Source organism: Phytobacter massiliensis JC163 (genome assembly GCF_000321045.1).
Lineage (GTDB): Bacteria > Pseudomonadota > Gammaproteobacteria > Enterobacterales > Enterobacteriaceae > Phytobacter_A > Phytobacter_A massiliensis.
The window spans coordinates 248,494-263,341 of record NZ_HE578949.1 but is presented as its reverse complement, the minus strand read 5'-3'; the positions used below and the strand labels follow the sequence as shown (position 1 = coordinate 263,341).

The following is a 14,848-nucleotide window of genomic DNA, read 5'->3' as shown; positions in this document are numbered from 1 at the left end:
CGCAGCAGTTATATCAGGCCTGTCATGCCCTTACAACAGCAGTTGATGATGGCATAACCCGCCAGCAATCTAAATTAGCTATACAAAAAAAGGCTGGCAAGTACGAAATGCCTTACCAGCCCGGTATTTCTCAACGCTATTTGCGCAAGGTCACTATTTTGCGGTCGCGACCTGCATGCCAAACGGCGCATTCTGCAACGCCAGCGTCAGAACCTCATCAATGCGCTTAACCGGATGAATATCCAGATCGGCGATGACGTTCTCCGGGATCTCCTCCAGGTCACGCTTGTTCTCGAACGGAATCAGTACGGTTTTGATGCCGCCGCGATGCGCCGCCAGCAGTTTTTCTTTCAGGCCGCCAATCGGCAGCACCTGACCACGCAGGGTGATCTCACCGGTCATCGCCACATCGGCGCGAACCGGGTTGCCGGTCAGGCAGGAGACCAGCGCGGTACACATTGCAATACCTGCGCTCGGGCCGTCTTTCGGCGTCGCCCCTTCCGGTACGTGAACGTGAATGTCGCGTTTTTCGTAGAAATCGGCGTTGATGCCCAGTTTCTCCGCCCGCGCGCGCACCACGGTCAGCGCCGCCTGGATAGACTCCTGCATCACTTCGCCCAGCGAACCGGTATAGGTCAGTTTACCTTTACCCGGTACGCAGGCGGTTTCGATGGTCAGCAGGTCGCCGCCCACTTCCGTCCACGCCAGGCCGGTCACCTGTCCTACACGGTTTTCATCGTCCGCGCGACCATAGTCAAAGCGCTGAACGCCCAGGTAGTCGTGCAGATTATCGCCGTTGATTTCGATGTGCTTAAGGGAGGGATCCAGCAGCAGCTGTTTCACCGCCTTACGGCACAGTTTCGAAATTTCACGCTCAAGGCTACGCACGCCCGCTTCACGGGTGTAGTAACGAATAATGCCAATGATGGCGCTGTCGTCTACGGTCAGCTCGCTCGGCTTAAGGGCGTTACGCTCAACCTGTTTTGGCAGCAGGTGACGTTTGGCGATGTTCAGCTTTTCATCTTCGGTATAGCCAGAAAGACGGATCACTTCCATACGGTCCAGCAGCGGCGCCGGAATGTTCATGGAGTTGGAGGTCGCCACAAACATCACGTCGCTGAGGTCGTAGTCCACTTCCAGGTAGTGATCGCTAAAGGCCACGTTCTGTTCCGGGTCCAGTACTTCCAGCAGTGCGGAAGCCGGATCGCCACGCATGTCCGAAGACATCTTGTCGATCTCATCAAGCAGGAACAGCGGGTTTTTCACTCCCACTTTGGCCATTTTCTGGATCAGTTTACCCGGCATAGAGCCAATATAGGTGCGGCGGTGACCACGAATTTCCGCTTCATCACGCACGCCGCCCAGCGCCATACGGATGTACTTACGCCCTGTGGCTTTGGCGATAGACTGGCCCAGAGAAGTTTTACCTACCCCCGGCGGCCCCACCAGACACAGGATCGGCCCTTTCAGCTTGTTCATACGGCTCTGCACCGCAAGATACTCAAGGATGCGGTCTTTCACCCGCTCCAGGCCGTAATGGTCGGTATCGAGTACCTCTTGCGCCTGGCGCAAATCTTTTTTGACTTTGCTGCGCGCATGCCACGGAACCTGAATCATCCACTCAATGTAGCCGCGCACAACGGTGGCTTCGGCGGACATCGGGGACATCATTTTCAGCTTCTGCAGTTCCGCTTCGGCTTTCTCTTTTGCCTCTTTCGGCATCTTCGCGGCGTCGATTTTACGCTTGAGCGCTTCGTTCTCGTCCGGCGCGTCGTCCATCTCGCCGAGCTCTTTCTGAATGGCCTTCATCTGCTCGTTCAGATAGTACTCGCGCTGGGATTTCTCCATCTGTTTCTTAACGCGGTTACGAATGCGCTTCTCAACCTGCAACAGATCGATTTCCGACTCCATCATCGCCATCAGATATTCAAGACGTTCGTTGACGTCTGACATCTCCAGCACCGACTGCTTGTCGGCGAGTTTGAGTGGCATATGGGCCGCGATAGTGTCCGCCAGGCGCGCCGGATCGTCGATGCTATTAAGCGACGTCAGGACTTCCGGCGGGATTTTCTTGTTCAGCTTGATGTAGCCTTCGAACTGGCTGATGGCGGTACGCACCAGCACTTCCTGTTCACGCTCGTCAATAGCCGGTGAGTCAAGGTACTCCGCCTTGGCGCTAAAATGCTCGCCGTTGTCAGACAGCGTGGTGATACGCGCGCGCTGCAAACCTTCGACCAGCACTTTAACGGTGCCGTCCGGCAGTTTGAGCATCTGCAAAATAGACGCCACGGTCCCGACGGTGAAAAGATCGTTTACACCCGGCTCATCCGTTGACGCTTCCTTCTGCGCGACCAGCATGATTTTTTTATCATGATCCATGGCCGCTTCCAGACAACGGATAGATTTTTCCCGCCCTACAAACAGGGGTATGACCATGTGCGGATAAACCACCACATCGCGCAACGGCAATACGGGGATTTCAATGCGTTCAGAACGCTCAGGATTCATAGAGCTCTCTCTTAGTTTAATGTCCGCCAGGTAATCCGGTGACGTGACTGTGCAACACGCACCCTTAACATGTAATCCAGTATATGGGGATGTTTCCCACACATTCAACGGCGGGAATCAGGAAAAATAAAAGGGGAGATAAAATCCCCCCTTTTTTGTTAACTGCCTGTATGAATTGATGAATTATTCACCAGACGCCTGCTGGGCTTCAGGTTTGCCGTAAATCAGCAGCGGTTTGCTTTGTCCGGCGATGACGGACTCATCAATAACCACTTTTTCAACCTCTTCCAGCGAAGGCAGGTCATACATGGTATCAAGCAGGGCCGCTTCCACGATTGAACGCAGGCCGCGGGCACCGGTTTTACGGGACATGGCTTTCTTCGCAATCGCATTGAGCGCCTCGTCACGGAACTCCAGATCCACCCCTTCCAGATTGAACAGCGCCTGATACTGCTTGGTCAGCGCGTTTTTCGGTTCTTTGAGGATCTGGATCAGCGCCTCTTCGCTCAGCTCATTCAGCGTGGCGACCACCGGCAGACGACCAATAAATTCCGGGATCAGACCAAACTTGATCAGATCTTCCGGCTCAACCTGCGCCAGCAGTTCACCTTCGTTCGCTTTTTCGGATTTGCCTTTCACCGTCGCGCCAAAGCCGATGCCGGAGCCGGTTTCGACACGGTGGGAAATCACTTTATCCAGCCCGGCGAATGCACCGCCGCAAATAAACAGGATCTTAGAGGTATCAACCTGCAAGAACTCCTGCTGCGGATGTTTACGCCCGCCCTGCGGCGGAACGGCGGCAACGGTGCCTTCGATCAGTTTCAGCAGCGCCTGCTGTACGCCCTCGCCGGAAACGTCACGGGTAATAGACGGATTATCCGATTTACGCGAAATTTTATCGATTTCATCGATATAGACGATGCCGCGCTGCGCCTTCTGCACATCATAGTCGCATTTCTGCAACAGCTTCTGGATGATGTTTTCAACGTCTTCACCCACGTAGCCGGCTTCGGTCAGCGTGGTGGCGTCGGCCATGGTAAACGGCACATCCAGCAGGCGCGCCAGGGTTTCCGCCAGCAGCGTTTTACCGGAACCGGTCGGGCCGATCAGCAGAATGTTACTTTTGCCCAGCTCTACGCCATTACTGGTGTCGCCGTTGCGCAGACGTTTGTAGTGGTTGTAAACCGCAACCGCCAGCACTTTTTTCGCCTGCTCCTGACCAATGACGTAATCGTCCAGATGGTGGCGAATTTCGTGCGGCGTCGGCAGCGCACTGCGCTCGCGATGCGGCGCAACTTCTTTAATCTCTTCGCGAATGATGTCGTTACACAGATCGACACATTCGTCGCAGATATACACGGACGGCCCGGCAATCAGCTTGCGCACTTCATGCTGGCTTTTGCCGCAAAAAGAGCAGTACAACAGTTTGCCCGAACCATCTTTGCGTTTATCTGTCATGAGTCAAAACCTCTTTTCTGTTCTTTGTGCCGCAGATGACGACGCAAATGCCATTCCAGGCGCAAGACGCTACGCGAGCGTAGTGCCGCTCCATAGAGTATAGCGGCACTCGTCCGGCCTGAGCATTAATTACGATGAGTCAAGATTGAATCAACCAGACCATATTCGACGGCTTCATTCGCAGAGAGGAAACGGTCGCGCTCGGTATCGCGTTCAATCTGTTCTAATGATTGACCCGTGTGGTGCGCCATAAGTTCATTCATGCGCCCTTTCACTTTCAGGATTTCGCGGGCGTGGATTTCGATGTCCGTCGCCTGACCCTGATAACCGCCCAGCGGCTGGTGGATCATGACACGAGAGTTCGGCAGGCAGAAACGTTTGCCCTTGGCCCCCGCGGTCAGCAAAAATGCGCCCATTGACGCCGCCTGGCCCATACAGATGGTGCTGACGTCAGGCTTGATAAATTGCATGGTGTCGTAAATCGACATCCCGGCGGTGATCACCCCGCCTGGTGAGTTGATGTACAGGTAAATATCTTTTTCCGGGTTTTCCGCTTCGAGGAACAGCATCTGCGCCACGATCAGGTTAGCCATGTGGTCTTCCACCTGACCAGTCATGAAGATAACGCGTTCCTTGAGAAGACGGGAGTAGATATCGAAGGAGCGCTCACCGCGTGAGGTCTGCTCAATAACCATTGGCACCAGAGCCATATGGGGTGCAAAGGAATCTCGTTCGCCGCTGTATGACATTTCCGTCTCCTGGATCTAAAAATAAATAACCTGCTGTACTGATTGTACTGGAGTGAGTCAGGTCTTACTACGCCTCCTCACAGACGGATTATCAGCCAGAGTGTTGACAGTTGTTACTCCCTTTAATGGGGATAGCCACACCTTAATTCAAGCATAACAACCTTTTGCTGTTACGCTAACACTGAAACATCCTTTTAGCACATATCCGATAGCGTCAATGCGATAAAAAAGCCCGTCACCGGAAGGTGACGGGCTTACTGTTTACTATTTGAACCAAAAAGAGGGCATTAAGCCTGCTGGTTCATCAGTTCCTGGAAGTTGGTTGCTTTTTCGGTCACTTTCGCTTTCGCCAGTACCGCTTCAACAGCCTGCTCTTCCAGCGCGACATTGCGCATGTTATCGGTCAGTTCTTTGTTTTTGCTGTAGAACTCGATAACTTCTGACGGATCTTCGTAAGCGGAAGCCATCTCTTCGATCAGCGCTTTAACGCGCTCTTCGTCAGCTTTCAGCTCGTGAGTGCGAATCACTTCACCCAGCAGCAGACCAACGATAACGCGGCGTTTCGCCTGCTCTTCAAACAGTTCGCGCGGCAGTTCCAGCGCCTGTTTTTCGTTGCCGCCGAAACGCTGTGCAGCCTGACGACGCAGAACGTCGATTTCGCTGTCGATCAGTGCGGACGGGATGTCGATCTCGTTCGCTTTCACCAGGCCTTCGATAGCCTGAGACTTGATGCGGTTGCGGACAGCGCCTTTCAGCTCGCGCTCCATGTTTTTACGCACTTCTGCGCGCAGGCCGTCGATAGAACCATCTTCAACGCCGAAACGTTTGATGAACTCTTCGGTCAGCTCAGGCAGTTCGCGCTCTTCAACTTTCTTGAGGTTGATAGCGAACTTCGCGGCTTTACCTTTCAGGTTTTCCGCGTGGTAATCTTCCGGGAAGGTGACATCGATGGTGAACTCTTCACCGGCTTTGTGACCTTTGATACCGTCTTCGAAGCCCGGGATCATACGACCCTGGCCCATGGCCAGAACGAAATCGGTCGCTTTACCGCCTTCAAACTCTTCGCCGTCAACAGAGCCGGTGAAGTCAACGGTCACGCGATCTTCCGCGTCAGCTGCGCCGTCTTTGTCTTTCCAGGTCGCCTGCTGCTTACGCAGGGTGTCCAGCATGGTGTCGACGTCAGCGTCGGTCACTTCAACAACCGGTTTTTCAACTTCGATCGTTTCCAGACCTTTCAGCTCAACTTCCGGGTAAACTTCGAACTCTACGGAGTAGGTGAAGTCTTCGCCCAGTTTGTATTCGCCCGGAACGTAGTTCGGTGCGCCAGCCGGATTGATTTTTTCCTGAATGATCGCGTCAATGAAGTTGCGGCTCATCAGTTCGCCCAGCACGTCCTGACGCACGGAAGCGCCATAACGCTGAGCAACGACGTTCATCGGTACTTTACCTTTACGGAAGCCGTCGATACGGACTTTTTTCGCTACGTTGACCAGCTCGCTCTTCACAGCGGTCTCGATGCTGTCAGCAGCGATAGTAATCGTTACACGGCGCCCAAGGCCCTGAGTGGTTTCAACTGAAACTTGCATCTTGTTACCTCAAAAAATCACAGTGCTCGGTCAACTCTACTCTGGAAGCCGTCACAGACTTCACAGAACCGGGATGCTCTCTCAAATCAGATATACATTCCCTGTCACCAGAATCATCCCGAAGACGTTCATATATAAGACGCGGCATTATAGCGGCATCACTGTAGTGAGTCGAGAACGGGAATGCCGCATTGTTGCGCCAACTTTCACAATTCCGCGGTTATTTTGAGCTAAAAAACACCCTTCTCGCTCAAATTTCAGACAAAACAAAACGGCCCGCAGGCCGTTTTTACATAATCTGTACGCAACATACTGGAAAAGCTCAGGCGGATGCAAATGCGTTTTACGCGATGCTGCCTGCTCCACGGCACGGCGGCGAGGCGAAAATAGTATCCTGCAGCCCCGCCCACTCTTTGATCGTGTAGGTGTGCAGCGCCAGCGCATGGACGGTAGAAGCCAGTTCCGTTGCCAGCGTGCCGTAAATCATACGATGGCGATTCAGAAAACGCTCGCCGGTAAAGCGGTCGCTAACCAGTACGACTTTAAAATGACTTTCAGAACCTGCCGGTACATTGTGACGATAGCTTTCATCAACAACTTCGAGGAACACGGGTTCGAACGCTGCCCTTAACTTCTCTTCAATCTGCTCACGTATCATCATGACATTCCTCCTCCAACCACGCTGCGATGCTACCCATCCCTTTAAATGTTAGCCGCTTTTATCCTGTTCATAACAGGAAAACAACAAAAATTTAGCTTTCATCTACTTTTCTCAGTCAAAGGTATGAACTGCGGTAAAAGCTGCGCTTATTTATGCAGGCCAGGGCCGCTATTGGTGGCCGCGCGGTCAAAAAAAGCTCAACACGATGAATTTACATGCTTTGAGGACTTCCTCTTGTTGACGGCAATGTTATGATGGCGGCAATTTTTCTAATTCCTGTTTGCAATACCGAGAACCCGAACATGTTAAAAAAACTTCTCTTCCCTCTCGTCGCCCTCTTTATGCTGGCGGGCTGCGCTACGCCTCCCAGCACGATTGACGTATCGCCGAAAATCACCCTGCCGCAGCAGGACCCAAGCCTGATGGGCGTGACCGTGAGCATCAACGGCGCCGATCAGCGTCCGGACCAGGCGCTGGCGAAAGTGACGCGCGATAACCAGCAGGTGACTTTAACCGCCACCCGCGATCTGCGTTTCCTGTTACAGGAAGTGCTGGAAAAACAGATGACCGCACGCGGCTACATGATTGGACCGAACGGCGCGGTGAACCTGCAGATTATTGTTAACCAGCTCTACGCGGATGTCTCCCAGGGCAACCTGCGCTATAACATCGCCACCAAAGCGGATATCGCTATCATCGCGACGGCAGCTAACGGCAATAAGATGACGAAAAACTACCGCGCCAGCTACAACGTAGAAGGTGCGCTGCAGGCGTCTAATGAGAAGATCGCTAATGCTGTTAACAGCGTGCTGACCGATACCATCGCCGATATGTCTCAGGACACTACCATTCATCAGTTCATTAAACAGAACGCGCGTTAAGTTCTGTTCGCTGGCCCGGTTCGCCGGGCCAGTACATCACCATGCCCAGCAACTATTTACGCATCTTCCAGCAACCTAAATCAGCGATCCTGCTGATACTCGGCTTCGCCTCCGGTTTACCGCTTGCCCTGACCTCCGGCACGTTGCAGGCGTGGATGACCGTGGCCAACGTCGATTTGAAAACCATTGGTTTCTTTTCGCTGGTAGGACAGGCCTATGTGTTTAAGTTCCTCTGGTCGCCGGTGATGGACCGCTATACCCCGCCTTTTCTTGGGCGGCGGCGCGGCTGGTTACTGCTGACCCAGTTTGGCCTGCTGCTCTCCATTGCGGCGATGGGTTTTCTGGAGCCGGGAACTCAGCTGCGCTGGATGGCGGCGCTGGCGGTGGTCATCGCATTCTGTTCGGCATCGCAGGATATTGTTTTTGACGCCTGGAAAACCGATGTGCTGGCGGCAGAAGAGCGTGGCGCGGGCGCGGCGATAAGCGTGCTCGGCTACCGGTTAGGGATGCTGGTTTCCGGCGGCCTCGCGCTGTGGCTGGCGGATCGTTTCCTGGGCTGGCAGGGCATGTACTGGCTGATGGCGGCGTTGCTTATCCCCTGTATTATCGCCACCCTTCTTGCTCCGGAGCCTACGGACGCCATTCCTTCCCCCCGCACGCTGGAGCAGGCGGTTGCCGAGCCGCTGCGTGATTTTTTTGGCCGCAACAATGCATGGCTGATTCTGCTGCTGATTGTCCTTTATAAGTTGGGCGATGCGTTCGCCATGAGCCTCACCACCACGTTTCTTATACGCGGCGTCGGGTTTGACGCAGGCGAAGTGGGGGTGGTGAACAAAACGCTGGGGCTTATCGCCACCATTATCGGCGCGCTGTGGGGCGGCGTGCTGATGCAGCGACTGTCGCTGTTTCGCGCGCTGCTGATTTTTGGCCTGCTGCAGGCCGCCTCTAACGCGGGCTACTGGGTGCTCTCCGTCATGGATAAAAACATGATCGGCATGGCCACTGCGGTATTTTTTGAGAACCTTTGCGGCGGAATGGGAACCTCTGCGTTCGTCGCCCTGTTAATGACGCTCTGCAATAAATCGTTTTCTGCGACCCAGTTCGCGCTGCTCTCGGCGCTGTCCGCCGTAGGGCGTGTGTATGTCGGGCCGCTGGCCGGCTGGTTTGTGGAAGCGCATGGCTGGTCAACGTTCTATCTTTTCTCCATTGTCGCTGCCCTGCCCGGCCTGCTGCTGCTGCTGTTATGTAAAAAAACGCTGGCCTTCACCCAGCGTAGCGAGCGCTTTATGCCGCGCACCGAGTACCCAGGCGCTTATCGTCTGGCGCTGGCCATCCTCGCGGCTGGCTGCCTGCTGCTTGCCGGCTGGCTGTGCCTTCTGGTGGCGCAGGCCGCTGGCGTGATTTATCCGACCTATGGCAATGCGGTGCTGGAGTTAGGTGCCCTGCTTGCGCTCTTCGGCATTCTGTACGGCGGCCTGCTGGACCTGCTGGCGCTGCGCAAAACGGGGCTGCTGTAGCAGCGCTGAAAATAGTGACTCTCCTGGCGGCGTAAATTTTCCTGTCTGTGCGCCAGGGAATGGTTAATTATCTTAAACATTAAAATCAACGCCTTAAAATTATAACCACAGCAAATTAATTGCTTTACGTTATTAATTTGTTCATTAAATAGACGCCACGCTTTTTTTTCCCGTCAGAAAGCCATTCCCTCCAATAATTTTCTTTAAATGATTTGTGCGGTATAAATAACACGTTATTCTTTAACGATTCAGCATAGTTATTAATTGCAGGTTTCCAGTAATGTTCAATAAATGCTGAAATATTGTTAACCAATTGTGTATTAAATTGATTGGTTATACCAATTTACCTCACCTTTTATTGTAATGTAGCGATTTCGTTATAACCTTAATGGCAGGCGGCGTGAATGCCCGATTTTACAGATTGTTGCATTTCGTGTGACATTATCGGCAGAACCCAGTAACACCTTGCTGACACCGTGCCAATCATGTTTACAGTAATGTAACCTTCCCGTAAAATGCCCGCACACTTTAAACGCCACCAGATCCCCGTGGAATTGAGGTCGTTAAATGAGACTCAGGAAATACAATAAAAGTTTGGGATGGTTGTCATTAATTGCAGGTACTGTTTTACTCAGTGGCTGCGATTCTGCACTTCTTGACCCCAAAGGACAGATTGGACTGGAGCAACGTTCGCTGATACTGACGGCCTTTGGCCTGATGTTGATTGTCGTTATTCCCGCCATCTTAATGGCCATTGGTTTCGCCTGGAAGTATCGTGCGAGCAATAAAGATGCGAAGTATAGCCCTAACTGGTCACACTCCAATAAAGTGGAAGCTGTGGTCTGGACGGTGCCGATTCTGATCATCCTGTTCCTCGCTGTACTCACCTGGAAAACCACCCACTCCCTTGAGCCGAGCAAGCCGCTGGTGCATGACGAAAAGCCTGTCACCATCGAAGTGGTCGCTATGGACTGGAAATGGTTCTTCATCTACCCGGAACAGGGTATCGCTACAGTGAATGAGATCGCTTTCCCGGCTAACACGCCTGTGGAATTCAAAGTGACCTCAAACTCCGTAATGAACTCGTTCTTTATCCCGCGTCTGGGCAGCCAGATTTACGCAATGGCAGGTATGCAGACCAAACTGCATCTCATCGCCAACGAAGCCGGTACGTATGACGGTATCTCCGCCAGCTATAGCGGTCCGGGCTTCTCCGGCATGAAGTTTAAAGCTATCGCCACGCCGGACCGCGCAGCATTCGACCAGTGGGTCGCTAAAGCGAAGCAGTCTCAGAACACCATGAATGACATGGCTGCCTATGAGAAACTCGCCACGCCGAGCGAATACAACAAGGTTGAATACTTCTCCAGCGTGAAACCCGATTTGTTTAAAGACGTTATCAACAAATTTATGGGCCACGGCAAGAGCATGGACATGACCCAACCTGAGGGTGAGCACGCCTCGCACGAAGGGATGGAAGGCATGGACATGAGCCACGCGGAAACCTCTCACTAAAGGGGTCGAGGAAGAAAACGATGTTCGGAAAACTTACACTGGAAGCAGTGCCGTACCATGAACCCATTATCATGGTTACGATTGCTGCGATTATCGTCGGGGGACTGGCGGTACTGGCTCTGCTCACCTATTTCAAAAAGTGGGCATGGCTGTGGAATGAATGGTTGACCTCCGTTGACCACAAACGTCTTGGCATCATGTATGTCCTCGTTGCGGTAGTGATGCTGCTGCGTGGTTTTGCTGACGCCGTTATGATGCGTAGCCAGCAGGCGCTGGCCTCCGCCGGGGAGGCAGGTTTCCTGCCGCCACATCACTACGACCAGATCTTCACCGCCCACGGCGTGATCATGATCTTCTTCGTGGCGATGCCGTTCGTTATCGGTCTGATGAACCTGGTGGTTCCGCTGCAGATCGGCGCGCGCGACGTGGCGTTCCCGTTCCTCAACAACCTGAGCTTCTGGTTTACGGTTGTTGGCGTGATTCTGGTCAACATCTCTCTGGGCGTCGGTGAATTCGCGCAGACCGGTTGGCTGGCCTATCCGCCGCTTTCGGGAATAGAGTACAGTCCCGGCGTAGGGGTCGATTACTGGATTTGGGCGCTACAGCTCTCCGGTATCGGTACAACGCTAACCGGTATTAACTTCTTCGTGACCATTCTGCGCATGCGTGCGCCAGGCATGGGCATGTTTAAGATGCCGGTATTTACCTGGGCTTCACTGTGCGCCAACGTGCTGATTATCGTCTCGTTCCCGATTCTGACGGTAACCATCGCGCTGCTGACGCTGGACCGCTATCTGGGCACCCATTTCTTTACCAACGATTTGGGCGGCAACATGATGATGTACATCAACCTGATTTGGGCCTGGGGCCATCCGGAAGTGTACATTCTGGTTCTGCCGGTGTTCGGGGTGTTCTCGGAAATCGCGGCGACCTTCTCGCGTAAACGTCTGTTTGGCTACACCTCGCTGGTATGGGCAACCATCTGTATTACCATCCTGTCGTTCATCGTCTGGCTGCACCACTTCTTCACCATGGGTGCGGGCGCCAACGTTAACGCCTTCTTTGGTATTACGACGATGATTATCGCCATCCCAACAGGGGTGAAGATCTTCAACTGGCTGTTCACCATGTACCAGGGCCGTATCGTGTTCCACTCTGCGATGCTGTGGACTATCGGCTTTATCGTTACCTTCTCTGTAGGTGGTATGACCGGCGTACTGCTGGCGGTACCGGGCGCGGACTTCGTACTGCACAACAGCCTGTTCCTGATTGCGCACTTCCATAACGTAATCATCGGCGGCGTGGTGTTTGGTTGCTTCGCAGGCCTGACCTACTGGTGGCCGAAAGCCTTTGGCTTCACCCTGAACGAGAAGTGGGGTAAACGCTCCTTCTGGTTCTGGATTATCGGCTTCTTCGTGGCGTTTATGCCGCTGTACGTGCTGGGCTTTATGGGTATGACCCGTCGCCTGAGCCAGCAGATTGACCCGCAGTTCCACGCAATGCTGATGATTGCAGCGGTGGGCGCGGCGCTGATCGCGATTGGTATCCTCTGCCTGCTGATTCAGATCTACGTTTCTATTCGCGACCGCGATCAGAACCGTGACCTGACCGGCGACCCGTGGGGTGGCCGTACGCTGGAGTGGGCAACCTCTTCTCCGCCTCCGTTCTACAACTTTGCCGTTGTACCGGAAATCCACGAGCGCGACGCGTTCTGGGAAATGAAAGAGAAAGGCGAAGCTTACCAGCAGCCGACCCATTATGAAGAAATTCATATGCCGAAAAACAGCGGCGCCGGCATCATCATTGCCGCCTTCGCCACGGTGTTTGGTTTCGCCATGATCTGGCATATCTGGTGGATGGCGATCCTCGGCTTCGGCGGCATGATTGTTACCTGGATTGTGAAAAGCTTCGACGAGGACGTGGATTACTACGTACCGGTTGCAGAAATCGAAAAACTGGAAAAACAGCATTTCGATGAGATCACTAAAGCAGGGCTGAAATAATGGCGACGAGTACTCTTAATCAAACCACTGCCCATGCGCACGATCATGGGCACCACGATGCAGGATCCAATAAGGTCTTTGGATTCTGGATCTACCTGATGAGCGACTGCATCCTGTTCTCATGCCTGTTCGCCACCTATGCCGTTCTGGTGAACGGCACTGCGGGCGGCCCGACCGGCAAGGACATTTTTGAGCTGCCGTTCGTGCTGGTAGAGACCTTCCTGCTGCTGTTCAGCTCCATCACCTACGGCATGGCGGCTATCGCCATGTACAAAAACAACAAAAGCCAGGTTATCTCCTGGCTGGCGCTGACCTTCCTGTTCGGTGCCGGGTTTGTGGCGATGGAGATTTACGAGTTCCACCATCTGATTGCAGAAGGTATGGGCCCGGACCGTAGCGGCTTCCTGTCAGCGTTCTTCGCGCTGGTTGGCACCCACGGCCTGCACGTAACCTCTGGTCTGGTGTGGATGGCGGTTCTGATGTTCCAGATCTCCCGTCGCGGCCTGACCAGCACTAACCGCACGCGTATCATGTGCCTGAGCCTGTTCTGGCACTTCCTGGACGTTGTGTGGATCTGTGTGTTCTCTGTTGTTTATCTGATGGGGGCGATGTAATGAGTCATTCAACGGATCACGGCGCTTCCCACGGTAGCGTAAAAACCTACATGACAGGCTTTATCCTGTCGATCATCCTGACGGTTATCCCGTTCTGGATGGTGATGAGCGGCACGGCTTCTCATGCCGCCATCCTGGGTACCGTCCTGGTTACCGCGATTGTGCAGATTCTGGTGCATCTGGTTTGCTTCCTGCACATGAATACCAAATCTGACGAAGGTTGGAACATGACGGCCTTTGTCTTTACCGTGATTATCATCGCTATCCTTGTAGTCGGCTCCATCTGGATTATGTGGAACCTTAACTACAACATGATGATTCACTAAGAGCGGCGAGTATGTTGAAGCAATACCTGCAAGTCACTAAACCTGGCATCATTTTCGGCAATCTGATCTCGGTGATCGGCGGATTCCTGCTGGCCTCCAAGGGCCAGATAGATTATCTGCTGTTCCTGTGGACGCTGCTTGGCGTATCGCTGGTTGTCGCCTCTGGTTGTGTGTTTAACAACTATATTGACCGTGACATCGATAAAAAGATGGAGCGGACAAAAAACCGCGTGCTGGTCAAGGGACTGATTTCGCCGAAGGTCTCGCTGGTTTACGCCACCTTGTTGGGTATTGCTGGCTTTATGCTGTTGTGGTTTGGCGCAAATCCCCTCGCCTGCTGGCTGGGGGTGATGGGCTTCGTGGTTTATGTAGGGGTTTATAGCCTCTACATGAAACGCCACTCGGTCTACGGCACGCTGATCGGTTCGCTCTCCGGCGCTGCGCCGCCGGTTATCGGCTACTGCGCCGTTACGGGTGAATTCGATAGCGGCGCGCTGATTCTGCTGGCTATCTTTAGCCTGTGGCAGATGCCGCACTCGTATGCCATCGCTATTTTCCGCTTCAAGGATTATCAGGCGGCCAATATTCCGGTTCTGCCGGTGGTGAAAGGCATCTCGGTGGCGAAAAACCACATCACGCTGTACATCATCGCGTTTGCGGTCGCCACGCTGATGCTCTCTCTTGGCGGCTATGCCGGGTATAAATACCTGGTCGTCGCCGCGGCGGTGAGCGTCTGGTGGCTGGGCATGGCGCTGCGGGGCTACAAAGTGGAAGATGACAGAGTCTGGGCGCGTAAGCTGTTCGGCTTTTCGATCATCGCTATCACTGCCCTGTCGGTCATGATGTCGGTCGATTTTATGGTCCCCGACTCCCATAGCCTGGTGGCTTACGTCTGGTAAAAGCAAACTGTAAAAAGGCCCGATCCGCGCGTTATTGCGCCGATCGGGCCTTTTTTTATGCCGATAAGGCAACGCCGCGTAAAAAAAGAGGCTGATAACAATAAATTGCCGATACGCTTTATCAGGCTGAT

Annotated in this window: 12 protein-coding genes; 7 read left to right on the top strand and 5 right to left on the bottom strand. The window is 53.5% G+C overall.

Annotated elements, in window-relative coordinates:
- Positions 1-153 precede the first annotated feature (153 nt).
- From lon to bolA, 5 genes are all read right to left on the bottom strand, one after another.
- Positions 154-2,508: an endopeptidase La gene (gene lon / locus ENTHG_RS21160; protein WP_044184638.1), complete on the bottom strand. Its 2,355-nt coding sequence runs from the start codon at positions 2,506-2,508 to the stop codon at positions 154-156.
- 183 nt (positions 2,509-2,691) lie between these two features.
- Positions 2,692-3,966, bottom strand: a complete 1,275-nt coding sequence (clpX, locus tag ENTHG_RS21155) for an ATP-dependent protease ATP-binding subunit ClpX (protein WP_044184635.1) — start codon at positions 3,964-3,966, stop codon at positions 2,692-2,694.
- A gap of 125 nt (positions 3,967-4,091) precedes the next feature.
- Complete coding sequence (gene clpP / locus ENTHG_RS21150; protein WP_044184633.1) at positions 4,092-4,715, bottom strand: ATP-dependent Clp endopeptidase proteolytic subunit ClpP; 624 nt, start codon at positions 4,713-4,715, stop codon at positions 4,092-4,094.
- Positions 4,716-5,002: 287 nt separating this feature from the next.
- Positions 5,003-6,301 carry a trigger factor gene (tig, locus tag ENTHG_RS21145; protein WP_044184630.1) on the bottom strand — a complete coding sequence of 433 codons (1,299 nt, stop codon included), beginning with the start codon at positions 6,299-6,301 and terminating at the stop codon, positions 5,003-5,005.
- A 343-nt stretch (positions 6,302-6,644) separates the two neighbouring features.
- The gene (bolA, locus tag ENTHG_RS21140; RefSeq protein WP_044184628.1) at positions 6,645-6,962 is read right to left on the bottom strand and encodes a transcriptional regulator BolA; all 318 of its coding nucleotides are present in this window, start codon (positions 6,960-6,962) and stop codon (positions 6,645-6,647) included.
- A gap of 302 nt (positions 6,963-7,264) precedes the next feature.
- Between bolA and ENTHG_RS21135 the strand changes: the two genes are divergently transcribed.
- From ENTHG_RS21135 to cyoE, 7 genes are all read left to right on the top strand, one after another.
- Positions 7,265-7,843, top strand: coding sequence for a lipoprotein (locus tag ENTHG_RS21135; protein WP_044185169.1), 579 nt, complete (start codon positions 7,265-7,267; stop codon positions 7,841-7,843).
- A gap of 41 nt (positions 7,844-7,884) precedes the next feature.
- Positions 7,885-9,360 (top strand): muropeptide MFS transporter AmpG, encoded by a 1,476-nt coding sequence (ampG, locus tag ENTHG_RS21130; protein ID WP_044184625.1) that lies wholly within the window; start codon positions 7,885-7,887, stop codon positions 9,358-9,360.
- A gap of 567 nt (positions 9,361-9,927) precedes the next feature.
- Positions 9,928-10,875, top strand: a complete 948-nt coding sequence (gene cyoA, locus ENTHG_RS21125; protein ID WP_044184622.1) for a cytochrome o ubiquinol oxidase subunit II — start codon at positions 9,928-9,930, stop codon at positions 10,873-10,875.
- Positions 10,876-10,895: 20 nt separating this feature from the next.
- Positions 10,896-12,878, top strand: a complete 1,983-nt coding sequence (gene cyoB / locus ENTHG_RS21120) for a cytochrome o ubiquinol oxidase subunit I (RefSeq protein ID WP_044184618.1) — start codon at positions 10,896-10,898, stop codon at positions 12,876-12,878.
- Positions 12,878-13,492 carry a cytochrome o ubiquinol oxidase subunit III gene (locus ENTHG_RS21115; RefSeq protein WP_044184615.1) on the top strand — a complete coding sequence of 205 codons (615 nt, stop codon included), beginning with the start codon at positions 12,878-12,880 and terminating at the stop codon, positions 13,490-13,492. The genes cyoB and ENTHG_RS21115 overlap by 1 nt, the downstream gene beginning before the upstream one ends.
- Positions 13,492-13,818 carry a cytochrome o ubiquinol oxidase subunit IV gene (locus tag ENTHG_RS21110; RefSeq protein WP_044184612.1) on the top strand — a complete coding sequence of 109 codons (327 nt, stop codon included), beginning with the start codon at positions 13,492-13,494 and terminating at the stop codon, positions 13,816-13,818. Before ENTHG_RS21115 ends, ENTHG_RS21110 begins: the two co-directional genes overlap by 1 nt.
- An 11-nt stretch (positions 13,819-13,829) precedes the next feature.
- Complete coding sequence (gene cyoE / locus ENTHG_RS21105) at positions 13,830-14,717, top strand: heme o synthase (protein WP_044184610.1); 888 nt, start codon at positions 13,830-13,832, stop codon at positions 14,715-14,717.
- The last annotated feature ends 131 nt before the right edge of the window (positions 14,718-14,848 follow it).